Here is a 25,176-nt window from a genome sequence, read left to right as displayed (position 1 = left end):
CCGTGCCCAGCTTGATCAGCCGGTCCGTGCCCGTCACCGCGCTGCTGTAGCGCATAGCCAGGGGCAGGGACAGGCCACCCGCGCCTTCTACTTCCCCGAGCGGCAGCGCGTAGGACCAGTTGCCGGAGAAGTAGTCCACCTGGTCTGCGTCGATGACGCCGGATAGGCTATCGAAGTCATAGGCGCCTTTGGCTGCATCGGTGATCGTCTGCTGGCCGTTAGCGGTCAGTGCTGCCATGGAAAGGATCAGGAGGCCGAGGAGCGTCCTCAAGGCGAAACGGCATAAGCGTCTTTGCATGATGAACTCCTTTACAATGGTCGTTGCAATGGTTGTTGCGGAAGTGTGGTTGCACTTGAAACGCGACGTTAACGCATGAATGAAACGGGTGATCACCGACATGATGAATGAGCTCCTTGTCTTGAGTATGAGCGGCTGCACGACGCGCGGCCGTCTGGGTGCGAACGATCGATGCGGTATGGACCGTGGGCCGGATGCCGGGTGATCAACAGATCCGGCGCGAACCGCCGGGCATGCCGGGTATGCTGGGCCTATGTCCCGTATCGCTTTATCTGAATGGGAGGCTGAGGAGAAAAAGGGCATGAAAAATCCCCGTGCCGTGGGTGGATCAGAAGTAGCACGGGGACGCTTGTAGGTCCGCGGGGTGCGGGTCCGCTAAGGGACGCGAGGATGTCCTGATGCGGTTGTCGTTACGCCCGTTAAATGGGCATGATGACTACACTATACATGTGTTTTGTAAACATGTCAAGCTGGTTTTAAAAATACCAGACTTGGAATCGTCTTTTTCTTTAGTCCGCCTCAATTCCCGGCAGTCGTGAAAATACCTTGATTTCTAAACACCCGTATAGCAACTTCCGGTTGCTGTGCCGGCGCGAAACGACCCTATCTTCAAACCCCCGGAACCCGACCTTCATCCCATGGGCGGAACGACCATACAGATCAAAGGGGCCCGCGTTCACAACCTGAAGAACGTGAACCTGGACCTGCCGAAAGACGCGCTGATCTGCTTTACCGGCGTATCCGGTTCCGGCAAGTCCTCGCTGGCCTTCGACACCCTCTACGCCGAGGGCCAGCGGCGGTACGTCGAATCGCTCTCCGCCTACGCGAGGCAGTTCCTCGGCCAGATGCAGAAACCGGACGTCGACCGGATCACGGGACTGGCGCCCGCCATTTCCATCGAACAGAAAGCCGCCGGGTTGAATCCCCGGTCCACCGTGGGGACGATCACGGAGATCTACGATTTCCTGCGCGTGCTCTACGCCCGGGTGGGGGTGCCGCACTGCACGAAGTGCGGGGAACGGATCGGGGCACAGACCCTCGAACAGATCGTCGCCCGGATCCTGGCGCTGCCGGAAGGAACACGGATGCTCGTTATGGCGCCGGTGATCCAGGGGCGCCGCGGCGAGTACCGGGACCTGTTCGAAGACCTGCGCCGGCAGGGCTATCTGCGCGCGCGGGTGAACGGCGAAGTCGTCAACCTCTCCGAAGACCCGGACCTCGACCGCAACATGCGGCACACGATCGAAGTGGTGACGGACCGGCTCGTCATGCGGGACGACATCCGAACACGGTTGGTCGAAGCCGTCGAAGGCGCACTGCACCTGGGACAGGGTACCGTCATGGTCCAGTTGCAGGAAGACGGCCGGACTTCCGACCTGCTCTTCAGCACCCGGTACGCCTGCACCGAGTGCGATCTGAGTTACGAAGAACCGACGCCGCAGCTGTTCTCCTTCAACAGTCCGCAGGGCATGTGCCCGAACTGCCACGGCCTGGGCACCATGATGCGGATCGAACCCAGGCTCATCGTGCCCGATCCGTCGAAGTCCATCAACGAAGGTGCGATCGAACCCCTTGGAACCATCGCCAACCTCTGGAAACGGCACTTCTACGAAGGGATCGCCCAACACGTGGGTTTCAGCCTGGACACGCCGTGGGAGCAGTTGACCGAAGAGGCGCGGCGGGTGGTGCTGTACGGACTGGGCTACAAGCGCATCACCTTTACGTTCCGCAACGGAAAGGGCGGCGAATGGTCGCACAAGGACCGGTTCAACGGGGTCGTGAACGATCTGGAGAAGCGCTACCATACGCTCAAGTCCCAGCGGCACAAGGCCGAACTCGAACGGTACATGGCCATAGGGGAATGTGACCTCTGCCACGGCGAACGCCTTAAACCCGAAGCGCTGTCCGTCACCCTGGGCAGCCTCTCCATCGCCGCGCTGTGCCGCCTGCCCATCCTGGACATCCGCGCGTTCTTCGAAAAGCTGTCCCTGTCGGACGCCGAACGCCAGATCGGCGACGAAGCGCTCAAGGAGATCGTCGCACGGCTCGACTTCCTGCTCAACGTGGGTCTCGAATACCTGACACTGGAACGTACGGCGCCAACGCTTTCCGGCGGGGAGGCGCAGCGCATACGGCTCGCCAGCCAGATCGGCCGCGGGCTCGTCGGCGTGATGTACGTGCTCGACGAACCGAGCATCGGCCTGCATCCCAGGGACAACCGGCGTCTGCTGGATACCCTGGGCTATCTGCGGGACCAGGGAAACACGGTCATCATCGTCGAACACGATGAAGAGACCATGTGGGCGTCCGACCACATCGTGGATTTCGGCCCGGGCGCCGGCGTCAACGGCGGTGAGATCGTGGCCGAGGGCCGTCCCGGCGTCGTGGCCGCCAGCGGGGCTTCGCTGACCGGTCAGTACCTGTGCGGGAAGAAGACGATCCCCGTTCCGGCCTCCCGCCGCGGCGTTAACGACAGTTGGCTGACGATCCTGGGCGCTCGTCAGAACAACCTCAAGAACCTGGACGTCCGCCTGCCCGTGGGCCGGTTTACCTGCGTCACGGGCGTATCCGGTTCGGGCAAGAGCTCGCTGATCAACGATATCCTGTACGCGGCCCTAGCCCGGTCGCTGAACAAGGCCGGTACCCAACCGGGCGAATTCGACGGCCTAAAGGGCGTGGGTCACCTGGACAAGGTCATCAACATCGATCAAGCGCCCATCGGCCGCACGCCGAGATCGAACCCGGCGACCTATACGAAGGTCTTCGACGCGATACGCGCCCTCTTCGCCGAAACGCCGGAGGCCAGGGTGCGCGGCTACAAGCCCGGCCGTTTCAGCTTCAACGTGCGCGGCGGCCGATGCGAGGCCTGCGAAGGCAACGGCGCGACACGGGTGGAGATGGATTTCCTGGCGGACATGTGGGTTTCCTGTCCCGTCTGCGAGGGCAGACGGTTCGACCGGGAAACCCTGGAGGTGAAGTACAAGGGGCACTCCATCGCCGACGTGCTCGACCTGGACGTGCAGGAAGCACTGGAGATCTTCGAACACGTTCCTTCCATCGCCCGGGTGCTTCGGACCCTCTACGACGTGGGCCTGGGGTATATCAAGCTGGGCCAGCCCGCGCCCACGCTGTCGGGCGGTGAGGCGCAGCGCATCAAGCTGGGACGCGAGCTGTGCAAGCGCAGCACGGGGCGGACCATGTACGTGCTGGACGAACCTACGACCGGCCTGCACTTCGAAGACATCACCCACCTGCTCGCTGTGCTGAACGCCTTCGTGGACAAGGGCAACACCGTTGTCGTCATTGAGCACAACATCGACGTGATCAAGACCGCCGACTGGATCATCGACCTGGGACCGGAGGGCGGAGAAGCGGGCGGACACGTCATCGCCGAGGGCACGCCGGAGACCGTCGCGGGCATTGCCGGTTCGTCCACTGGACAGATCCTGGCGAAAGCGCTGCGGCCTCCCGGATCTCCAGGGCCTTCATCGTCATCGGCCACTCCGGCGATTCCGGAATCACTGCCGGCCGCCGGCCAGGCCGCCGGCGCGGACGGGACCGCCGGCGCAGACGGAAGTACCGGAGGCGCAGACGGCAAATCCGCCGGCGCGGACCGGACCGCCGGCGCGGACGGCCACATCCGGGAGATCACCGTGCGCGGCGCGCGGGAACACAATCTGAACGATCTCTCCGTGACGATCCCCCGGGACCGGATGACGGTATTCACGGGCGTATCGGGTTCGGGGAAGACCTCCCTGGCCCTCGATACGATCTACGCCGAAGGCCAGCGGCGGTACGTGGAGTCCCTGTCCGCCTATGCGCGGCAGTTCCTCCAGCAGATGCAGAAACCGAAGGTGGACCACATCGTCGGCCTGTCCCCCGCCATATCCATCGAACAGAAGTCCCCGGGCCGGAACCCCCGCTCCACGGTGGGCACCATCACGGAGATCTACGAGTACCTGCGCGGGCTCTACGCCCTCGTGGGCGTCCCTCACTGTCCGGCCTGCCGGGTGCCCATCGGCGCGCAGACGCCCAGCCATATCGTGGACCGCGTCATGACCCTGCCGGGAGGGACCCGCGCCACGCTCCACGCCCCGCTGGAACCCGAAGGCGCCGAGGGGTATGACGTCCTCCTGGACCGGGCCCGCCGGAACGGGTTCATCCGGGTGCGCATCGACGGCGAACTTCGTCGGCTCGAAGAGGACATAGAGATCGACCGCCGCCGGCGCCACGAGTTGTGCGTGGTGGTGGACCGGATCGTCATGCAGGGCGACGTGCGCCAGCGCCTGGCCGACTCGGTGGAGACGGCCCTGGAACTGTCGGGAGGACTGCTGATCGCCGAAGTGGAGGAACCGGATGCAAGCGGTCCCCGCGACATCCGTTTCAGCCGTTTCTATTCGTGCCCGTCCTGCGGCAACAGCTACGATGAGCCCACGCCCCAGTGCTTCTCCTTCAACCACCGGTCGGGCATGTGCCCCGAATGCGAGGGACTCGGTACCCAGCCCGGGATCGAACTCGACCTGCTGATACCCCATCGCGCGAAACCGGTGCGTGAAGCCGCGGCCGCGATCTGGGGTGTAGGCGCGGCGGGTGAAAGCGTCATGGGCGAGCGGTCCATGCTCGACCTGCTGGAACAGGTGGCGTCCTCGAATGGATTTACCCTTGAAACGCCGGTCGATGCCCTGTCGCAGGAACAGCTGCAGGTGTTACTCTATGGAAGCGACCGGTGGGTGGACGACCAGCGGGTACCCGGTCTGTCCTTCCAGTTCCGGGGCATCTTCCCGACGGTGGAACTGGTCGCCCGGTACGCGAACCGCTTCCCTGAACTGGCCCGTATGTTGCAACCGACGCCTTGTCCGGCCTGTGAGGGCGGGCGTCTCAGGCCCGAGAGCCTCTCCGTGCTGATCGACGGCCTGTCTATTGCCGGGCTCTGCGCCCTCCCCGTCGACCGCGCCATGGGCTTCATCGAGAAGCTGGAACTCTCCGCGTCCCAGCGGGAAGTCGCGGGCGAGGTGTTGACGGAAATCCGAAACCGCATGCGCTTCCTGCTGGACGTAGGGTTGGAATACCTGACGCTCGACCGACGGGCGCCCACGCTTTCGGGTGGTGAGGCGCAGCGGATCCGCCTGGCCAGCCAGATCGGATCGGGACTGACCGGCGTGCTCTACGTGCTGGACGAGCCCACGATCGGACTCCATCCGCGGGATAATCTCAGGTTGATCGAGGCCCTGGAGAACCTGCGCGATCTCGGCAATACCCTCATCATGGTGGAACACGACCGCGACACGCTGGAGCATGCCGACAACCTGGTGGATTTCGGTCCGGGAGCCGGCGTGCACGGGGGCCGGATCGTGGGCCAGGGCGCGCCCAAGACCCTCAAGGATCTCGAAGCTTCGCTCACCGGGCGCTACCTCGCCGACCGGGTACGCATCGAAGTGCCCACGGACCGCCGCAAGCCGGGCCGCAACAGGCTGCGCATCCTCGGGGCCCGCCAGAACAACCTGAAGAACATCGACGTAACGCTGCCCCTCGGCCTCTTCATCTGCGTTACGGGGGTTTCCGGATCGGGGAAGAGCTCCCTCGTCAACGATATCCTGTATCCCGTACTGGCCTCCACCCTGCACCGCGCCCAGGTCAATCCCGGTCCCCACGACGAGATCAAGGGGCTGCGCTTCGTGGACAAGGTCATCAACATCGACCAGACGCCCATCGGCCATTCCCCGCGGTCGGACCCCTGCACCTACGTCGGGCTCTTCGCGCCGATCCGCCAGCTCTTTGCCCGGACCGTGGAGGCCCGGATGCGGGGCTACGAACCCCGGCGGTTCAGCTTCAATGTGCCCGCGGGCCGCTGCGAGGCCTGCCAGGGACTCGGCGTGCGCAAGATCGAGATGCACTTCCTGGCGGATGTGTGGATGACCTGCGAGGTCTGCGACGGGAAGCGCTTCATGAAGGAGACGCTGGAGGTGACCTACAAGGGCAGGACCATCGCCGATGTCCTGGACATGACCGTGGCCGAGGCCCTCGAGCATTTCGAGAACGTGCCCCGCATCCGGCGCATGCTCCAGACGCTTTACGACGTGGGTCTCGACTACATCAAGCTCGGCCAGTCGGCCGTCACGCTGTCCGGGGGCGAGGCGCAGCGTGTCAAGCTCGCGAAGGAACTCTCCCGGCCGGGCACCGGCAAGACCATCTACCTGCTCGACGAGCCGACCACGGGGCTCCACTTCGATGACATCCGCAAGCTGTTGACGGTCCTGAACAGGCTGGTGGACAAGGGGAATACGGTGCTGGTGATCGAGCACAACCTGGACATCATCAAGACGGCCGACTGGATCGTCGATCTCGGACCGGAAGGCGGTGACCGGGGCGGTCACGTAGTTGCCGCGGGAACGCCCGAGGAAATCGCCGGTTCATTGTCCCATACCGGGCGGATACTGTCGAGGGAGTTGGCGGCGGTCGACTAGACTCCGGCTTTCCAGACCCTCTCCAGGCCTTCCCACAATCTGCCGATCTTCAACGAAGATTCCGTTTCGCCCCGGCAGCTGTACCAGCACCGGTTGCAGTCGATCTTCTTCGAGACCTTTTTGAAGTCGGCGTATCCGGACTGTACGGGCAGTTCTGCGCAGGGCTTTATGTCGCCGTCGGGGGTCAGTTGGACCAGCCACTTGCCGGCCGCCGTGCAGGAACCCGGCAGGGCGTTCCGGAAGTAATCGGGGATGCGGCGCAGGTACCAGGCGGAACTGACGATGTTTCCCAGGCGGGACTTCTGGTAGATCAGTTCCTCGATCACGGATTCCAGACGCTCAGTGTGGGCGGGATCCACCAGGTGGGTTTCGTTTTCGTTCTTGAAATCGCTGTAGCAGCTGTAGGAAACCTTCGCGCCCATGGTGCGCGCCAGGTGCGCTATGGGCACGACGTGGTCCAGGTTGTCCCGCATGATCACCGTGTTGAAGATCACGTTGACCCCCCGGGCCGTTAACTGGGGCACGAGCGTGGTAATATGTTCGTACAGCCCCTCGATGCCCCGTTCCTCGTCGTGTTCCCGTCCGATGTAATTCAACGAAATCGAGATGTGGTCCAGGCCGGCGTCCCAAAGGGCCATGGCCTTTTCCACGGTCAGCAGAGAACCGTGGGTGACCATGCCGATGTAGACGAATCCCTGGGACTCCTTGATGCGCCTGACCGCCTCGGGCAGTTGCTTGTTGATCGTGGGTTCCCCGCCGGTCAGGGTGACCGACAGGGGGTTCAGCTTCCGCAGCGCCGCCACGTAATCGTAGTCGCCCAGCTTGCCCGAACGTTTCGTTTTCCAGTAATCACAGAAATCACAGGTGGCGTTGCACAGGTAGGTCACCTCCATGTTCACCGCCATCGGTCCGCCCTTCAGTCGCACCCAAAGGTATTTGAGCAGGGCGCGAAGCTTGGTGGCGAGGGACATGGGCCGCAACAACGTCCGGTCGTACCCGAGATAGCCCGCGTCCGGCTGCAGGACGGGCGGTCCGGGAGGCGCAGGAGACGGCGCGATGGGTTCCGCCGCCGGTGAGATCTGAACCTGTTCGGACATGAATATGCTCCTACGCCACCGCCCGCGTTGCCGCGGTGACGGAATCTCTTCCGTCTATGGTCCCTTTGACGGTACGTCCCGTCAAGTTCAGCATGGCGGGGAACACGTCCACGGTGCGGACGCATTCCGCTGCAATGTCCGTGTTCATCATCAGAGGTACGTGCATATGGTCGCGATGCAATGAACCGTGGGTCGACTTGTGCTCAGGATGTTCATGGCGGTGTCTCAGATCGTAGCCGATCCGGGCGCTGACGATCAGGTCTCCGGACCGGGGCGAACCGAAGACGCGTAGCAACTGGTAAGGCGCGTCTGGATAGTCCGTGTCGTAGGTGGCGGCGAGCATCTGCTCATCGGACGCTTCGGCCGGCATGCCGCCGTAACCGAAAGGATCCTGGCCCTCGAGCACCCGGTACGCAATGCCGCCGGGCATCTCCCTGATTTCACTGATCCCCCGGCGCCCGCAGACGATGACCGAGTCACCCCGGGTCGCCGCCACCAGGTCTACCGCCTCCTGTTCGAGCAGGGCCTCGACGGGATCGGTTTCCCCCAGTGCGCGGATCTCATCGTATGATGGCCTTTCTTCCCAGGTCTCGCCCTTTTTAAGGTAGATGTGCGCCATGCCGTTGCCCGAAACCATCATGGCCGCGTCGCATCCACTGCGCAGGATCCGGGGATAGTACAGCGTATTGAATCCTATTTCGTCGAGAAAGGACCATAACTCGAAATGCGTGTGGGTGGACGTCAGACCATGATCGCTGGATACCACGAGCAGCGTGTCGTCCAGCCTGTTCAGCCGCTGAAGCCGCTCCGCCAGCCTGCCGAATCCCCGGTCGAATGCCCGATAGGCCTCCAACGTGGTATCCGAAAAGGGATCGGTGTAATGAGAGTATTCGTCCACCGCGGGGAATACGACCGACAGGAAATCTACCCCCCGGTCGACGGCCCGGTCGATGTACCTCCAGGCCGCGTCGTCCATGACTTTCCACCTGCCGGATAAATGGGCATAGTACAAGTACCAGTTCCTGGTCAGCAACGTCCGGTTTTCGAATATGCCCAACCCCTTGTTTACCAGGCTGAAAACGCCCGCCGGGCGCTCGTAGTATTCGAAGATGGTGTGGATCTCGTCCTTCAGATCACTGTCGATATACAGTCCACCCGGTCCCACGTAACTGCGCGCTTGCCGGAAATGGGTGAGCCCCTCGGGCTGGGACCGGTCGAACCAGCGGATGCCGGGAAGATTGCACGAACCGGGCGTACAGCCGGTCAAAAAGGGCACATGGGCCGGACCGGTCGTGGACGGGAACGAGGTCACCGCTTTCCGGTAATCTCCCCGGTCGAGGACGTACCGCCGCAGGGACGGAAGTTCGCCGGCCTCAATCAGCTTCCGCATGACGTCTTCCCGTGCGCCGTCGACGAGGAAAAAGATACATCGATTAAAGGCGGTCGCCGCCATTCCGTCTCCTAAAAACTTAGGACATCGTTACATTACTCAATTCAAGTATACAGTACAGGCTTGAGAGTATACTCGTTTCGCTATTCGATTTCAAGGGTTTTCGCACGGAGAGTGTTGAGCAGTTCGTCGTAGGATGTCCTGCTGATTTTCTTGTAGAATGCGTCCCGGTTGGCCAGCGCAACGCTCGCCCCGTCGATGACCATGTCATAGATGAGCCATTCCCCCGCTTTCAGCTCCATCTTGTAGTCGACGAGGGTTTTGGTGCCCTTGTACCATACCGTCGTTCTCACCAGCGAGCGGCTGCCCCGGGTCTCTTCCCCGTCGTAGGTCGTCCTGTCCGACCGCTTGCGCAGCTTGTCCAGGGCCCGGCTTTCGGTCCACCTTCGCAGGACCGAAACGAACTCCTCCCGTTCGGCGTCCGTCCGCTCCCGCCAGTGTCTGCCGAGTGAAATGCGGCTGTGCCGCTCGAAATCGAACCCTGAGACGACGGCATGGCGCACCAGGCTGTCCATTGCCGCTTCGGTGGCGGCCCCGTCCAGGGCGCGTAGCGCGGCGTCCCGCTGTTTCAGCGTCTCGATGGGCGAGTATTCCTGCGCGTAACTCCCAAAAGCCAGCAGCGACACCGCAGCCCAGGCGGCAAGGCGTCCCAGGCGGCGGACCGCACGGCGATTCACTTGCATTCCCCACCTCCATCCTTTCATGCTGCAGGACCGATTGCACGAATTGGCAGGGTCACACGACCCCACGGGATCGCCCGAACCGTCTCGATCACCCGGTCTGGCCCGATCACCCGGTCTGGCCCGATCACCCGGATTGGCCGGATTGGCCGGGTCAGGATCCGGTGTCCCGTCGATGAACCACGAAATCGTCGTAATCTCCCCTGGAGTCCGATCCCGTCGCGTTGCCATCCGTCAGAATGCCGATCCCTACGGCTTTCCGGGGCGGCTTCTTCCCAAAGATACGGACATAGTCCGCATGCACGTCGACCGACTCCTCGACCCACTGTCCGAGCTTCTCCTTCCCGCTCTCGAGCACGATCACGTGGGGGCGGCCGATGCCTTCGCGGCGGTAGTGGGTGCCGACCGGCGCGGTGGTGCTCCAGACATATTTCAGGGTCTTGGGCACGCCGATGAAGTTCTGGTCCAGGACCACGTATACGGCCACGGAACTGTCGTTTTTGGTACGGATGCGTTCATCGCCGCCTTCGGGCAGGACCGTCGCCCTCCACCGCCAGGACAGCACCGGGTATTTATTTGCATCCCATTCGCTGACTGGCTTGAGAATGATGATGGAGGTGCCGTCGTCGGCCGCGTGGAGATACCGGTTGCCCTTCTCCTCCCGGATCGTGTACAGACTGCGGGCCTGGTCGTCGTTGCCCCGCCAGGCTTTCCAGGTCAGGGGGAAGCCGCCCGGGGCCGAATCGTCGAAGGCTTCGATCGTGATGGACTTTCCTTGGTCATCGCCCCGCTGGGGAGGGAACGCATAGTCCGCATGGTCCGCCCACGCGACGCCCGGAACGAACGCGGCGGTCCGCGGCCAGGCCGTCCAGGCCGTCCAGGATGCCCCGACCATCCCGAACTCCCGGGGCGACAGCACCTGTGTTTCCGTGTCCGTGCGATAGACTGAAGGTGGATCGATGAACGCGGCGCAGATCAGCAGGACGGCGCCCGCCAGCAAACCGAAGGTCCGGCCGGCCGGCCAGCCCCGCGCTTTGCCCGCTGGAATTCCACCCTCCATGACCGTCAACGTTCCCCGCGCCCTGTCCGTCGGTAAACCACGCTCCATGCCCGTCCCCGCACGTCTATGGTTCATGCCCGTCCTCCGTTCCGTGCTTCATAGCCGTTCTGTACTTTAACGCCGTCCATTGTAAACCTCGTTGCCGGTCACATGATCGAGTTCGGCCAGCGAAACCCGGTACTGGTACAGCGACTGCCTGTGCGCATGTTGCATCTTCGCATGCGCGGTGAAAGCGTCCAGCAGTTCCGAACTGTCTCCGGTAACGTCGAAACCCAGTTGAGCCGATGTCAGCCATGCCCTGGCGGAGCGGAGCGCCCGGTCGCTGTTGACCACGTTGGTACGGGCCTCGATCACGTCGCGGTAGGTCTGCTCCACCTGCAGCGCGACCGCGCTCATCGCCTGGGATTCCTTGCTCTCCAGCGCTTCCAGTTCCACTTTCCGGGCAATATATTTGGCGCGTGTCAGGCCGAAATTGAAGTTCTGGCGCAAGGTAATCACGGCGCCGCCGCGAAGGAAATTGAACTCGTCCCGGAGAAAAGGATTGTCGAGCTCCGGCCTGTGCGGCGCGATACCCCACTGAAGTGATCCCGCCAGGGCAATCTGGGGGTAGAAGTCGCTCCTGGCCACCTTCAGCAGCGCCCGGCGGGCCAGCACTCCGGCCCTCAGTTGCCGGATGTCGTACCGCCGGTTCTTCGCCCTTTCTACATAAACGTCCAGTTCATCGAGGTCCGCCGTTTCGGTATCCGCGGCCGTATGGACGATATCGAAATCGATGGACCGATCTATTTCGAGCAAGGCCTTCAGCGCCGCCCTCCCCAGTTCGATCGACTTCTCGGCCCGCGCCCGGCTCTGCTGCACTTCGAATTCAAAGACATCGATTTTCAACAGGTCGTTCTGGCCGACGTCTTCCGAGTCTTCCTCGATCATCTCGTTTACGCGGTCCCGGGCCTCCTGTACCTTTTCTACGCTATCCAGGATGATGTCACTGAGTTCCCTGGCCAGTACGAGACCGTAGAATAACTTCCTCACCTGGAACGCCACGTCGAATTTCCGGGATTCCACGGCCGCCTCCCCCGCTTCGAGACCGTACCCGGCCGCCTTCTTCGCATTACTGAGCTTCCCGAAGGTGTACAGCGGCTGGACCAGCTCGATCTGCGTGCGTGAGAAAACGCCTAGGTCGCCCAGGTCACTCCGGATGGTCTCGATCTCTTCCGTATCGCCTTCTATACCCGGCGCGGGACCGAAGATATTGGTCCACTCCAACCGGGGTGTGATGCCCGCGAATCTCGCTTCGCTCAACCTGGCTTCAAGACCCTCGACGGTAAGGACCGCCTGTTCGATGTCCGGACTGACCCGCAACGCCCGGTCCACGCATTGATCCAGCGTCATCCGGACAGCCTGGACAGCCTGGACAGCCTGGACAGCCTGGACAGCCTGGTCATCAACCTGGTCGTCAGCCTGGTCAGCCCGGTCGGCCTGAACGAGTCCGCCCGGTCCCTGCGCCAATACAGGCCCCGAGATCAGCGATGCCGCCAGGATGTAGACCAGAATACGAATCACGTCACCTCCGCTAAACACAGGAACATTCTCACCGTTCAAATCGACCCACCGTAATCGGAAATGCACGCTTTCTCAAGTATATTAGACGCACCCGACCGCCTATTGATCCAACTAATAGCAAAGGCCGGTCCATGCTCGGCAGCGACAAACCGGGCGAGCTCACCCGGTTCTTCTCGTTCTCTAGACCGGTGGTACCCGTCCTGTCGACAGGCGGTATCAAGACCCATCGGCAGGCGACGGTTGCGACAGCAGCCAGATCGCCCGCGTCCAATGGAACGCCGCCGTGATCACCGTCCAGATCGCCACGCATGTGAACGCTTCCTCCAGCATGCCGACCGCCAAACCCGCGAGCAACACCAGGACATTCGTATTGCGCCGGGCGCCGATACGGCGAAAGAAGCGGTCCACGGGCGCGTAGTCAAACAGTTCGATACCCTGTCTGGACTTGAACATCCCCGTAGCCGCCTTGTCAAGCAGATAAAAGAACGTGATCACCGTGGCGAGCACAAAGGGACCGGCCGCCTCGCCGCCGCCGCTGAGCATCCACCCAAGGGCCCAGTACCAGGTCAGCTCCCAGACCACGTCCAGGATGTGTTCGAAACGGTCCCCGAACCGGGTGCATCGCACTGTCACACGGGCCAATTTGCCGTCGACACCGTCCAGCACCCCGACGATGAAAGCGATCACCAGTCCCGCGGCCAGGTACTCCGTACCCATCTGCCCCACGGCCAGAAGACCGGTAGTCAGAAAGGCGAGCAGTATTGAAAGGGTGGTCACCTGGTTCGGCGTCACGGTACTGGCCGAAATCCACTTCGTAAGCAGGTTTTCCAGGGGCGGATGGATAAACTCCGCGGGAAAATCCAGCGTACCCTTCTGTGCGGCGTCGATCAACAGGGCCTCCGCCCGGCGGATCTTCAGGTCCGAATCGACGACCAGCCACCAGGGGGGCAGGCTTCGGCGCAGATCCACGATATAGGGATCCAGTTCGCGCAGGTCGAAGACCGGGCAGGTCGATTCCTGCACCGAGTCCAGCGCGGACCACAGCGATTCGGAGCCGGTCCAGGACGCCGTAAGTTCTGTGAGGAGGTCCGCGTCCGCCACCAGCAGCCTGCAGGATTCCCTGACCGACGAGTCCACGGCGCTCCGGTTACGGCCGTCGTCGATCATGGCCCGTAGAACCCGATGGTCGTACAGGTGGCCGGCGTCCATGACCAGGGCCGTTTCGTCCTGTCCGGGCAGCCAGCGGGCCGGATTTTCGTCCGAACATACGCATTCGACGGCCCCCAGTTCCCGGTACCAGCGATCGTCGAATCCGTCGACCCGGACGTTCGATCCCCTGACGTCCGATCCCCTGACGTCCGATCCCCTGACGTCCGATCCCCTGACGTCCGATCCCGGCCCGGGTGATGGTCCGACAACCGTGACCCGCCGGGCCCCCAGTGAAGCGAAGACCCGGAGGTGCCGCTCCAGCAGTGAAATACCGTAAATCGACCGGCCGGCACCGGCCGCTGAGACTTCGGTATCCGCGAACAGGACTACGCTGAATTTCATGGTCCGCTCCGTCCGCGCAAGCGCCGGAGGGCGATCCGGTCCTCCTCTTCCAACCCCAGGAGACCCAGTACGCCCACGTAGCAGCCCAGGAAGATCGCGGGCAGCGCGGCCATGCGCAGCCACGGTATGTCCGGTGCGTAGACGCCCGCCACGTATGCGCACGCGAAGGCGGGCACTGCCGCGGCGCATGGCTTCAGAATGCGCCAGGACAGTGGAAGGATCCGGAACAGATGATACACTTCGGCCAGGCGGATCAGCGTCAACAGTCCGAAGGCCGCCAACGTTCCCAGGGCCGCGCCAAGAATGCCCAGGGCCGGTATCAACCACAGGTTCAGGACGAAATTGACCACCACGACCACGACCGTATTCACGAGATTCAGCCAGGGCCGGCCCGACATGATGAGCACCGTATCGCCCGATCCCATGGCGGCGTAGACGACCTGGCTCATGGCCAGGACGACCATCGCCATGAATCCCGCGACGAATTCGGGGCCGAAAAGTCCAAGCAGTTCATTACCGACCAGCGACACCACGCAGAGGAACGCCAGGCCGATGGTCAGCACCCACCGGGTGACCAGCTGCAGATTGAGCTCCAGCCGCCGCAGGTCGTTGCGGTGACTCAGTTCGGCGACGATGGGACTGAAAACGGGGTCGAACCACTGGCGGACCTTCTTGGTCGCCAGGGCGATTTCGACCGCGATCACGTAAACGCCCACCTGTGCGGCCGGCAGAAAGTAGCCGACCATGAGCACGTCCAGCCGGATCATGAACATGTAGACCAGCTCATAGCCCATGACCGGCAGCGAGAAGCGGGTCAGCGGAGTGACGACCCGCAGTGCCCGCAGGTGGACGAGACAGGACCGCCAGGAATAGAACCGGGTGAACACGTAAACGGCGTATAGCAGTCCGCAGGCCAGCGCGGCCAGGTGGGCCGCGGCGATGCCGTAGGTACGCCAGCCCGCGTAGAACAGGACACAGGCCGCCCCGAACAGCACCAGGGGCTCGACGGCGCCCCGGACCATGGCGTCGTGTTTCATGACCTTGTGCGCCCGGGTGACGCCCAGTATGATCTGGGTCAGGGCGATGAGCGGCAGGCCGACCGCCAGCAGCCGCAGCATGCCGGTGAGCCGGGGCTTGTCGAGCAGGCCATCCGCCAGTGGAGCCGCAGCGGCATAGAGCGCGGAGCCGATTCCCGCGCTCAGCAGGAGCCCCACGCCCAGGGCCTGCGCGATGGTCCGGTGGATGGCCTCCGTCTCCCCATCCTCTCGCAGGCGCGGGATGAAATTGACCAGCCCCTTGTCCAGCGAGAACTGGCCGACCTTGGATACGAGATCCACGATGGTCCATCCGAGCATGTACAGCCCGAAGATCTCAGCGCCGAACAGCCGCGTAAGGACGATGAACGACACGGACTTGATCAGCCGCGCTACCGTTCCGATGAAATTGACGGCGGCGCCCCGGGCGATCGTCGATGCGTCGGATCGGGACCGGACCAAAGCCGGTTGCTCCTGGGTATGCGTCATGATGGGAGATTCGCTAATTCGGGTCCGGGGCCGGGTTCGGGCTCGAGTCCGGGGGCACTCTGTCCGCTTCGATCAACAGGGTCCATCCCCGCTGGTTCCCGGTGAACAGGTTGATTACCGCGGATACCGCCCTGCCGGCCGAAACTAGTCCCAACCGGATCGCCGCTGCCGGGACCGCGTGCATGCGCTCCGTGGCGTAACTCAACCGGATCAACGCCAGGTCCAGCCGGGAACGGAGCAGGTACCGGTGTCTTGTCAGTCTGAATCCACAGGCTTCCAGCAACGAGCCGATCGACGAGTGGGTGTAGAACTGCAGGACGCTGTGACGCTTCCGGTGCTCGTCGCGCCATGACTCGCCGATCTCCTCGAGACTCAGGCTGTCCAGCGTCAGCAGGATGCGACCCCCGGGCCGCAACACGCGCCACATCTCACGTAGCGTCTGCCGGTCGTCCGGCAGGTGCTCGAAGACACACAGGCTCATGACCGTGTCGAACTGCTCGGAACGAAGGGGAAACGCGTCCGCATGGGCGCAGACGAATCCCGTGAAGGGCGTCTTGTGGTAGGCCTGGGCACGGCGCAACTGTTTCCGGTCCAGGTCGAAACCGAACACCCTGGCGCCTCGCAAGGCGATCCGGTAATCGTAGGTCCCTTCTCCGCAACCGATATCGAGAATACGCTCGTCCTTACGCGGCTTCAGCCAGCGTAACGCGGGGACCGTTTCCTGGGACCGGCGGAAGTTGAAATCCTTCCTGAGCCGGAGGGCGAAGAGTCCCCTTGCACGGTCCCGCAACCCGCTCATGAGCGCATTTCCCCGGCCACCGCCCGATCCCGCGACAGCAGCCTCCCCGTTGAAATGAATATGGCCAGTCCCATGGCCAGGCCGCCGGCCGTAACGGTCCAGAACATCCAGTTCAGCAGGTCGAGCGCGGCGAAACCCAGCAGCAGCATGGTAAAGAAATCTCTTTTGGCCATCATCCTGAACAGGTTGAGCAGCCTTGCGGCGAGGTGTCGCCGCCGCCCGACGGCGTGCTCTTCGAAGGCCCGGTTGAACCGGACCAGGCTGCCGCTCCCCCCGGTCTGCAGCAGATAGTAATACATCACGAGTATCGACGCGGCCACTACGACGACGGATCCCAGGCCGAGGGACCGGACGACCGAATCTCCGGAGCCGCCCGCGTAGGCCCAGACCACGGCCGCGAAGAACGCCAGGTAGGTCAGGTTGTCCGTGATCGTGTCGAGCCACGAGCCGTATTTCGATTCGCGAAAGGTAAGCACCGCCACTTCCCCGTCGCAGCCGTCGAGGATGGACGAAGCCTGGAACAGCAATGCGCCCAGCAGCACCGACCAGTAGGTGCTGTCCAGCACGAACCACGCCCCGGCCAGGCCGGTCAGAAACGTGATCAGGGTCACCATGTTCGGGGTGACCGGCGTCCGGACCAGCCACCGGCTGAGCCGGGTCGAAATCGGCCGGTTGATATGCCGGGACACCCAGCCGTCGGTGGGTTTTACGAGGCGTCCCACCAGCGTCCTTTCGCCATAAGCCAGCATCTCGGGCGTATCCACGTCCTGCCAGTAACCATCGCCCACGTCGAAGGCGCGCATCCGCCCTTCCGCGGCAAGCGACCGGACGCCGTCGCTCAACGCGCAACCCTCCGGTCCGTTCACGGTATCGAGGGCGTTGAACAGGGCCGGCGTACAAAGGAACATGCCGGTGTCCACCGCGTTGAAAGCCTTCAGTTCCTTGTCGATGCGCACCACTTTATCCCCTCGCACTTCGACCTTGGTCGCGTCGTCCACGTCGTACACGCGGTCGATTTTCCGGTCGACGGCGAGCAGGCACTCCCCATCGGCCACCGGTTCCTCGAGCAGACGCTCCAGGGTCTGTTGCTCGAAGAGGTGATCGGCCATGAGCAGTACGAACGGTTCCGTCATTCGGGTACGGGCGGCCAGGGCGGAAACCCCGTTGGGCAGATGCCACCGTTCGTTATGCACCCACTCGATTTCGAGAGCGTCCAGGCCGGGATCGTTGGAAAGGACCTCGTGAAACCGGTCCGCCTCGTACCCCGTTACGATAACGAAGCGTGATACCCCGGCCCGCGCCGCCGTCAATATGATCCGCTTGATCAACGGTACGCCGCATAACTTCAACAGGGGTTTGGGCACCGGGCCGGTGACCGGCTGAAGGCGCACGCCCGCGCCGCCGGCGATGATGAGCGCCGGGGCCGCTCTTCGGGGATGATGATCCATTTGCTAGAGATTCAGATGGCCATGTGGACGAAGGAAGAAGCTAGAAGATTGCGGAAAAGCCCAGCGTCATCTCCGGGTAAGGACGAGAGATGACATCCAGTTCCTTCCGGTAGGATGCCTGTACGACGACGGCGACATGCCGTTCCCAGAAGTAACGCAGTCCGACCCCGGCGTCGATCATAGTCATGTTCCGGTGCTGCGGCCTGATCTCCAGACCCGCGCCCCATCCGAAGAAAGGCGTGAAGGAATCGCCCGGAACGAGCAGATTGTACCGGTAGAATGCGCCGATCCGGGTGATCCGTTCGGCCTGCACTTCCTCTGAGGATTCAAGCGCCGTCTTCTGCGCCGACGAGGTCCCGAAACCGGCCAGTCTCCGGGCTCGTATGAGGGAACCGCCGTACGGTGCTCCGGAAGGCCGCCGGGAATCGTCAAAGGCTTCCGTATCGTTGGGCCGCCGAATGGAAAACACGCCGCCGAACTGGTGGGTCGGTGTAATGAAATAACCGGCGCTCAGGGAGACCGTGCCGGGATCGAACAGCTCGTTGCCGGTCCGGCCCACGCCCTGCACCTCGATACGTCCCTGCCTGGCCTGGTTACCCGTCGACAGGGTCTGAGCCGGGATGACCGGGGCGGCGGTCTGTCCGAGCACGGCGGGGTTGATCCGTTCGCGCTCCGTGGATTCGAGTATTACGTCTCGGGGATGGACGGACGGTTTTACCATCATGGCGGCCATGGACCCGCGCGGCACGGGCCGGCCGTCTACCATGATCCGACGATCGACTACCCGGACTGGCGGCAGGGGCGCGTCCGCCACCCGCGCGACCTGCGTCTCATGATCCGGTGCTTCGGGATGCTGCGTAACGGGCGCCGCACCGATCCGGACGGGAACCGCCGGTTCGCCGGGCATGCTCGTCCGCGACGATACGGGCGCGTCTCCGGGGGCCTCGACCGCTGGCCGCAACAGGGGCATGACCGCGATCAGCGAGCAGATACCGGCGGCCAGCAACGGGAAGAAGGCGCGGTCCTTCCCGTTCACCGTCGAACCAAGCACGTCCCGGATACGCTGGGCGGCCATGGAGGCCGACCGCGCCATTTCGAGGGCAGCCTGCCAGTGTGTCCGGATCCTGCCCGTGGCTACCTTCAACAGGGTGGACGCATAGCTTTCCGGCTGCATGGAAACACGAACGACGTCCGCGTCGCAGGCCCGTTCTGCCTCGATCCCGGCCCGGTACGCGGCGTACCATACCGCCGGGTGAAAGAAGAAGAAGAACCTGCTGAACTGGACCAGGAAGACCGTAAGGTGGTCCCGGCGGGCATAATGGGCCAGTTCATGAAGCAGGACCTGCCTGAGTTCCACGCTGGAAAGCTCCAGAATGCACCAGGAGGGGATCACGACGGTGGGGCGCCCGGCGGCGATCAGGGCAGGCACCTCGAACTCGTCGGAGACCCGCAGGGCCACGTTGCGTTTCAAGCCCGATTCGGCCAGGCACCGGTCGAATAGCGCGCTTACACGGGGGACGGCGACCGGGACGGACCGCCGCCTTCTTCGGGTCATGGTGATGACCGATGAACCGATGCGGTAGAGGCCGTAACCGGCGAAACCCATCCAGACCAGACCCGCGATGGCGAAGACTCCGGATGCCAGTGCGTTGTGACCGCCCGCGGCGGGCACGCCATGGCTTGCCATCGACGCCCACGGGATTTCGAACGGTCCATGCCAGGGCAGCACGAGGGTCAGCAGCGGTTTGGCCAGAACCAGCAACCAGAGGAAGTGCCGTATCCTGGCCGGGCATCCCGGGTTCACGAACAGCAGCACCCAGACCAGGACGCCCAGAAGCAACGCTTCAAGGCTCGGAAGCCACAACAGGTCCACGACCTGCCGGCCGAACCGTTCGAAGAGGCCTATGGCTTGGACGGAATCAATCATCCGAGGCCTCCGAGGCCTCCGAGGCCTCCGAATTCGACGCGTCCGACGCGTCCGACGCGTCCGGATTCGAGGCGTCCGACGACTCCGAGGCCATCCGGTCCAGCAGTTTGCGCAGACTTTCGGCTTCTTCCGCGGTCAAGGCGTCCGATTCGATCAGGTGCAGCACCAGGGACTGCGGAGATCCGGCGAACAGCTTGTCCACGACGGCACGGACGGTTTCCCGGCGCACGCCCTCGGGTTTCAGGATGGAGGTGTAGACATAGGCCCGGCCTTCGCGGGTATACCGGACGACACCCTTCTGCGTGAGTATGGACAGTACCGTCTGCACGGTGGTATACGCCAGGGGACGCTGGTTTCGAAGCGAATCGACGATCTGGCGCACCGTTGCCCGTCCCAACCGCCAGACGACGTTCATGATATCGATTTCCAGGTCCGTCAACGACGACAGCTTCTTTCTCGGCATCCGTTTCCTTCTCCGCGTTCACCACACCGACGCGTCCGGGCCGGAGTGTTCGCGCACTGCGATTGCGCACTGCGATTGCGACCAAAGATTTCGTTAGTTAAATATATGTCCTATTGTATTTTAATTAACGCGCACGCGGCGAAATGTCAATCCAAAGTTGTCCCCCTGGATCCCCGGGAAACCGGCGTATGCCGGCCTGTTTCGGTCCTGGTGCCTGATATGAGTATTAAACCCGTCTACTTCATTTCCGACGCCCACTTCGGAATCGACGATTACGGGGCGGAGGAAGAGAGAAAAGGCCGTTTGCTTGACTTCCTGCGAAGTCTCAGGGCCCGGGCCGGCCATCTGTATATCGTGGGCGATCTATTCGATTTCTGGTTCGAATATCGCACCGTAGTACCGCGCCAGCACTACACGGTGCTGCACGCGCTGAGCTCGCTGGTCGAGAGCGGCGTCCCGGTCACCTACCTCGCCGGAAACCACGACTTCTGGCTGGGGACCTTCCTGGACGAGCAGGTCGGGGTGGAAACGGCCGAAGGACCACTGACCGTTACCCATCACGGCCGGAAGATCTATATCGCCCACGGTCACGGGCTCATATCCAGGGATCTTGGATACCGCCTGCTCTCGAAGATCATGCACAGCGCCGTCAGCATCCGCCTGTTTCAACTGATTCACCCGGACTGCGGCTTCAGGATCGGCCGCCTGGCATCACGGCTGAGCAGGCGCCACGGCACACCCACGGCGTGGGACCCGCGGGAAGCTTACCGGGACCTGGCCTTTTCACTACTCGACCAGGGTTATGATGCGGTGGTCTTCGGGCACATCCACTGTCCGACACTGCAACATAAGGAGGACAAGGTCTACATCAACCTGGGCGACTGGCTGCAGCACGACACCTATGGCCTGCTGTGCGACGGAGTGATGACCCTGGAACGGTACGGGTCCCATGGGGAATAAGCGCGGAATATAGAACATCCTTCAATGACATAGCCCCGGCACGTACCCGCACCGGGGCTATGAATATCAGGCCGCTCGCCCCTTTCAGTGGCCGTAGCTCCTACTCAGGGCGAACGGGAAGGTGTTCCAGGATGCCTGATACAAATGCATGAGGCTTCCGCGAAGGCTGATCCTCGGAGGAGGATCCTAACCCCATTTTTGGATAATCCCAGGCGACACCCCAGAACTTTCGCGGTACTTCCAGGACTCTATCTGCACCCTGGCTACGGGCCCGGATTATCCCGAACCTGGTGAACGGTTATGCGACCAGTAACGACGGTTCAGGGCGCGTTGATGAAGATCGGAGCCAGGGGTAAGTCCTCTGCCCCGGGAATCGAAACCACCAGATACGCTGTACCATGACCTACGATCCACTCCTCGGCGGTTGGGATGGTAATTGTCCCTAAAGCATTAGCTATCACGGCCGGGTTCTGATTTTCGGGAATGGTGATCACGTCCGGGTTCTGGCTTCGGACGGTCGCGGTCAGGGAGTCGTCATTGTTCGAAGTCCTGCCGTCAGGGCCGACCTCGAGTACCTGGATTCGAAGCACGATATTCGTGACGGGGTCTACTGATCGCGCCACCGTTTCATTCACGTCGGTAGTGGCTGGATCGTCTTCGACGGCAAGCGTCAGGGTCCTGGTACGGTCGGCAGTACTGGACGGGTATGGATTCATCACGTACCTGATGACCCCGGTACCGCCGGCTACGGTGACCATGACCTTGGCCTTGGATGTAACCCCCTGACCCTGGGCCGTGATCTCGGCTTTGCCTCTGCCTTCCGCCGTGATCGTGTTCCCGTCCACGCTGACAACGTCGGTATCGGAACTTACCCAGTCAATCAGCGCTTCGGCGCCGTCGATAACTTCGCCTTCTTCTTCCTCATTGTAGGCGACAGGTGTCATCAAATCGATCGAACCGCCGACCGGCAGCACATAAGAGGTCGCCTGGCCTGATGCAAACTCGATCCGCTTGATCAGGTCGAGCACTTTGATGGTCAGGTCGATTTCCACACCTCGTCCCACCGCGGTGACCGTTACCGTCGCCTTGCCGGTCGAAGACACGGCGTCGATGGCGCCACCGTCGACCGTAACGGCGTCGGAATCGGAAGCCCAGTCGAACGTGATGGGCAGTGCCATACCGCTCTGGCTGGCGGCCTTTGCGGCGATCATGGTCATATCGCCCACGGCCATGATCAGATCCATGGTGTTTTCCGTACCTTCCCTGAGTGCGTAATCCGGCGCGTCAAACACGGCGATCTTCTTGTCGTTGCCATCCTGCATCAACTTGATGTGATGAATATCGGACAGTACGCCGCTACCGATGATCTGATCTGCGTCGATGCCCTCGCCCTGGGGTCCCTGGGGACCGGCGGGACCTTGCGGGCCAGCGGGGCCTTGAGGACCGTCGGGACCGGCGGGACCCGGATCACCCTGGTCGCCCTTGGGGCCTTGCGGACCTTCGGGGCCTTGCGGACCTTCGGGACCTTGCGGACCAACCGCGCCTTGATTGCCGGCAGGGCCGGCCACACCCTGCGGACCAGCCGCGCCCTGAGGACCGGTGGGGCCGGAGGGGCCTGTCTTGCCTTCGCATCCCATCATGGATAGCGCGAACGCAATCACGAGTACTATGAGGTAATGCATTGTCGTCTCCCGTTTATCGAATGTTACCCTTTGCTGTAAAATGGATGATGCTTAGCGGCACCGTTCTATATGTCCTCCTTTCCCGTCCAGTGCATTGCGCGTATTGGACAGTGTGGAAACTGTCGCAGATTGTGCGGATGTCAGCGTCGCCCGACGTGAATCACTCCTGATGCGGGCAGATATCATTAATTCAATCGAATCATAGCTAACTACTATTTCGCTTAATTTATACTTTGATTAATCTTAGTCAACACTTTTTTGTGTTTTTGTGATCGGATAAGCCGTTTCAGCCCGTAATTACGGGGCATCCTGGCCTGGAACGCCCTGAATACGGGCCAGCGAAATGCAGACCCGGGAACCGGATGGCTGGAACCGCGAAGGCATATTCGCATTCAATACGTTACATTTAGTTAATTTAAAGGTAATATGTGCATCGGAGTCGACGGGAATCCCTTCCGACGTGCGTCATGGGGCGGTTAAGAGCAGTGATTGGGCCTGCGGCCCTGGCGAGGGGAGCTTGCCTATGACCTGGGTACTATGCCGATTCCCGGTCCCTCCGGCAGAATCAAGCGTCCCTGCCGAACGGTTACCCCGGTGAAGGGATCGTTGGAAATCAACAGGTTGCCGTCCAGGTCGGCAAAATCGGCCAAAGGGGAGAGGTGGGCCGCGGCGGTAATGGCGACGGAGGTTTCGATCATGCAGCCGATCATGACGCGCATCCCGTGGGCCCGGGCGGTGTGGATGAGGCGGAGCGCTTCGCGGACCCCGCCGCACTTCATCAGTTTTATGTTGACGCCGTCCACAAGGCCGGCCATGGCGGGCACGTCCGGAGAGACCAGTACGCTTTCGTCGGCGAAGACCGGCATGGGCGCGGCTTCCCGCACCCTGCGCCAGTCCGCGGGCGAACCGGGGGGAAGGGGCTGCTCCACAAGTTCCACGCCGAACTCGGACAGGCGGCCGACCATTTCCACGGCCTGGTCCGCCGTCCATCCCGCGTTGGCGTCGACCCGGATGCGCGCATCCGTTTCATCCCGGATCGCGCGCATGATCTCGAGGTCCTTCTTCGAACCGAGCTTGATCTTCAACGCCGGGTATCCCGCGGCCTCGCGGACTTTGCGGCGGACGGCTGCCGGCTCGTCGATGCCGATAGTGAATGAAGTGACGGGCGTTTTCGCGGGATCGAGACCGAGCCACCGGTAAAGCGGTATGCCAAGCCGCTGGGCGGCCAGGTCATGCAGTGCGGTATCCACGGCCGCGCGCGCCGCGGGGTCGCCTGGAAGCGCGGACGCGAGGCGATCGGCCGTTCCCTCGAGTTCGAAGGGATCACCGCCGAGGAGCGGCGGCACTTTCTCCAGCGCCCGGATGACCGTATCGGCGTCTTCCCCGTAGTAGCGGGAAGGTGCGGCTTCGCCCGTGCCGGACAACTCGCCGTCGGAGATGCGCACGAGCACGTTGTGCTTGTGGTCGCTGACCTCGCGGGCAATGCGGAAGGGATGGATGAGGTCCAGGCGGACCGTCTCGACGCTTAGCCGCATGAAGACCTCGTTAGAAGCTACTGAAGATCTCGCTCATCAGGCGCAGGCTGATCTGGGCAGGCACGGCGATCCAGGTCCGGATGATACCCAGCCGGAGCATCTGGTCCGCGATGATCAGGCCGATCAGCAGCATGGGGCCGTACATCTCCAGCTGGCCGTAGCGCTGCGCCTGCGCCGGGGGCAGCAGTCCCTTCAGGACCCGCGACCCGTCCAGCGGGGGGATCGGCAGCATGTTGAAGAAGGCCAGCGCCAGGTTGATGATGATGCCGTACCGGACCATCTGGCGCAGCGTGTCGGTCAGGGCGCCTCCCGAGGGCATGTGGGTGAAGACGCCCACCAGGATGAAGGCCAGGATGATATTGGACACCGGCCCGGCCAGGGCGATCCAGAGCATGTCCTTGCGGGGATTGCGCAGGTAGCGGGGATCCACCGGCACGGGTTTCGCCCAGCCGATGCCGAATCCGCTCATGACGGTGATGATCAGCATTATGGTCCCGGCCGGGTCGAGATGCACCAGAGGGTTAAGCGAAAGCCGCCCCATGCTGCGCGCCGTGGGGTCGCCCAGTTTCCACGCCGCCCAGGCATGGGCGTACTCGTGAAAGGTCAGGGCGAAGAGGATCGCCGGCATGGCGACGAACAGGATCGTAAAGTCGGGCATGGATACTCCTTTGCTAGGCTA

18 protein-coding genes are annotated in these 25,176 nt (G+C 62.7%); 3 read left to right on the top strand and 15 right to left on the bottom strand.

The features are described 5' to 3' along the window. Nucleotides 1–298 (bottom strand): hypothetical protein (locus OXH56_13270; GenBank protein ID MCY3556278.1); only part of this gene is annotated, 298 nt, incomplete at its 3' end. 638 nt (nt 299–936) lie between these two features. On the opposite strand from OXH56_13270, the gene uvrA reads away from it, so the two are divergent. Beyond that, a complete protein-coding gene (gene uvrA / locus OXH56_13265) occupies nt 937–6,762 on the top strand; it encodes an excinuclease ABC subunit UvrA (GenBank protein MCY3556277.1) in 5,826 nt (1,941 codons plus the stop codon). On the opposite strand, the gene OXH56_13260 is transcribed toward uvrA, so the two are convergent. The 11 genes from OXH56_13260 to OXH56_13210 form a co-directional block, all read right to left on the bottom strand. Then, nucleotides 6,759–7,859, bottom strand: a complete 1,101-nt coding sequence (locus OXH56_13260) for a radical SAM protein (protein ID MCY3556276.1) — start codon at nt 7,857–7,859, stop codon at nt 6,759–6,761. The genes uvrA and OXH56_13260 overlap by 4 nt on opposite strands. A 10-nt stretch (nt 7,860–7,869) precedes the next feature. Beyond that, the gene (locus OXH56_13255; protein ID MCY3556275.1) at nt 7,870–9,312 is read right to left on the bottom strand and encodes an alkaline phosphatase family protein; all 1,443 of its coding nucleotides are present in this window, start codon (nt 9,310–9,312) and stop codon (nt 7,870–7,872) included. Nucleotides 9,313–9,392: 80 nt separating this feature from the next. After that, nucleotides 9,393–9,992, bottom strand: a complete 600-nt coding sequence (locus OXH56_13250; GenBank protein MCY3556274.1) for an ABC transporter substrate-binding protein — start codon at nt 9,990–9,992, stop codon at nt 9,393–9,395. Nucleotides 9,993–10,143: 151 nt separating this feature from the next. Beyond that, entirely contained in the window at nt 10,144–11,124 is a 981-nt protein-coding gene (locus OXH56_13245) for a DUF3047 domain-containing protein (protein ID MCY3556273.1), read from the bottom strand. Between the two features lie 39 nt (nt 11,125–11,163). Further along, a complete protein-coding gene (locus OXH56_13240; protein ID MCY3556272.1) occupies nt 11,164–12,609 on the bottom strand; it encodes a TolC family protein in 1,446 nt (481 codons plus the stop codon). 216 nt (nt 12,610–12,825) lie between these two features. Further along, entirely contained in the window at nt 12,826–14,160 is a 1,335-nt protein-coding gene (locus tag OXH56_13235) for a CDP-alcohol phosphatidyltransferase family protein (GenBank protein MCY3556271.1), read from the bottom strand. Next, nucleotides 14,157–15,683, bottom strand: coding sequence for a polysaccharide biosynthesis C-terminal domain-containing protein (locus OXH56_13230; GenBank protein ID MCY3556270.1), 1,527 nt, complete (start codon nt 15,681–15,683; stop codon nt 14,157–14,159). Before OXH56_13230 ends, OXH56_13235 begins: the two co-directional genes overlap by 4 nt. Before the next feature lie 13 nt (nt 15,684–15,696). Continuing rightward, nucleotides 15,697–16,482 carry a methyltransferase domain-containing protein gene (locus tag OXH56_13225; GenBank protein ID MCY3556269.1) on the bottom strand — a complete coding sequence of 262 codons (786 nt, stop codon included), beginning with the start codon at nt 16,480–16,482 and terminating at the stop codon, nt 15,697–15,699. Further along, nucleotides 16,479–17,930: an NTP transferase domain-containing protein gene (locus OXH56_13220; protein ID MCY3556268.1), complete on the bottom strand. Its 1,452-nt coding sequence runs from the start codon at nt 17,928–17,930 to the stop codon at nt 16,479–16,481. The genes OXH56_13225 and OXH56_13220 overlap by 4 nt, the downstream gene beginning before the upstream one ends. A gap of 40 nt (nt 17,931–17,970) precedes the next feature. Beyond that, nucleotides 17,971–19,857 carry a M56 family metallopeptidase gene (locus OXH56_13215; protein MCY3556267.1) on the bottom strand — a complete coding sequence of 629 codons (1,887 nt, stop codon included), beginning with the start codon at nt 19,855–19,857 and terminating at the stop codon, nt 17,971–17,973. Then, nucleotides 19,850–20,320 carry a BlaI/MecI/CopY family transcriptional regulator gene (locus OXH56_13210; protein ID MCY3556266.1) on the bottom strand — a complete coding sequence of 157 codons (471 nt, stop codon included), beginning with the start codon at nt 20,318–20,320 and terminating at the stop codon, nt 19,850–19,852. Before OXH56_13210 ends, OXH56_13215 begins: the two co-directional genes overlap by 8 nt. Before the next feature lie 219 nt (nt 20,321–20,539). On the opposite strand from OXH56_13210, the gene OXH56_13205 reads away from it, so the two are divergent. Next, complete coding sequence (locus tag OXH56_13205; GenBank protein MCY3556265.1) at nt 20,540–21,280, top strand: UDP-2,3-diacylglucosamine diphosphatase; 741 nt, start codon at nt 20,540–20,542, stop codon at nt 21,278–21,280. Between the two features lie 320 nt (nt 21,281–21,600). Here the strand turns inward: OXH56_13205 and OXH56_13200 are convergent, their stop codons facing one another. Further along, nucleotides 21,601–22,602, bottom strand: a complete 1,002-nt coding sequence (locus tag OXH56_13200; GenBank protein MCY3556264.1) for a hypothetical protein — start codon at nt 22,600–22,602, stop codon at nt 21,601–21,603. Between the two features lie 12 nt (nt 22,603–22,614). Between OXH56_13200 and OXH56_13195 the strand changes: the two genes are divergently transcribed. Then, complete coding sequence (locus OXH56_13195; GenBank protein ID MCY3556263.1) at nt 22,615–22,926, top strand: hypothetical protein; 312 nt, start codon at nt 22,615–22,617, stop codon at nt 22,924–22,926. Between the two features lie 557 nt (nt 22,927–23,483). On the opposite strand, the gene OXH56_13190 is transcribed toward OXH56_13195, so the two are convergent. Beyond that, nucleotides 23,484–24,497, bottom strand: coding sequence for a dipeptide epimerase (locus tag OXH56_13190; GenBank protein MCY3556262.1), 1,014 nt, complete (start codon nt 24,495–24,497; stop codon nt 23,484–23,486). Nucleotides 24,498–24,507: 10 nt separating this feature from the next. After that, nucleotides 24,508–25,155, bottom strand: a complete 648-nt coding sequence (locus OXH56_13185; protein MCY3556261.1) for a site-2 protease family protein — start codon at nt 25,153–25,155, stop codon at nt 24,508–24,510. Nucleotides 25,156–25,176 lie beyond the last annotated feature (21 nt).

The organism is Gemmatimonadota bacterium (genome assembly GCA_026702745.1).
GTDB lineage: Bacteria > JAAXHH01 > JAAXHH01 > JAAXHH01 > JAAXHH01 > JAAXHH01.
The sequence above is the reverse complement of the archived record's forward strand: the minus strand, read 5'-3'. Positions and strand labels throughout refer to the sequence as shown.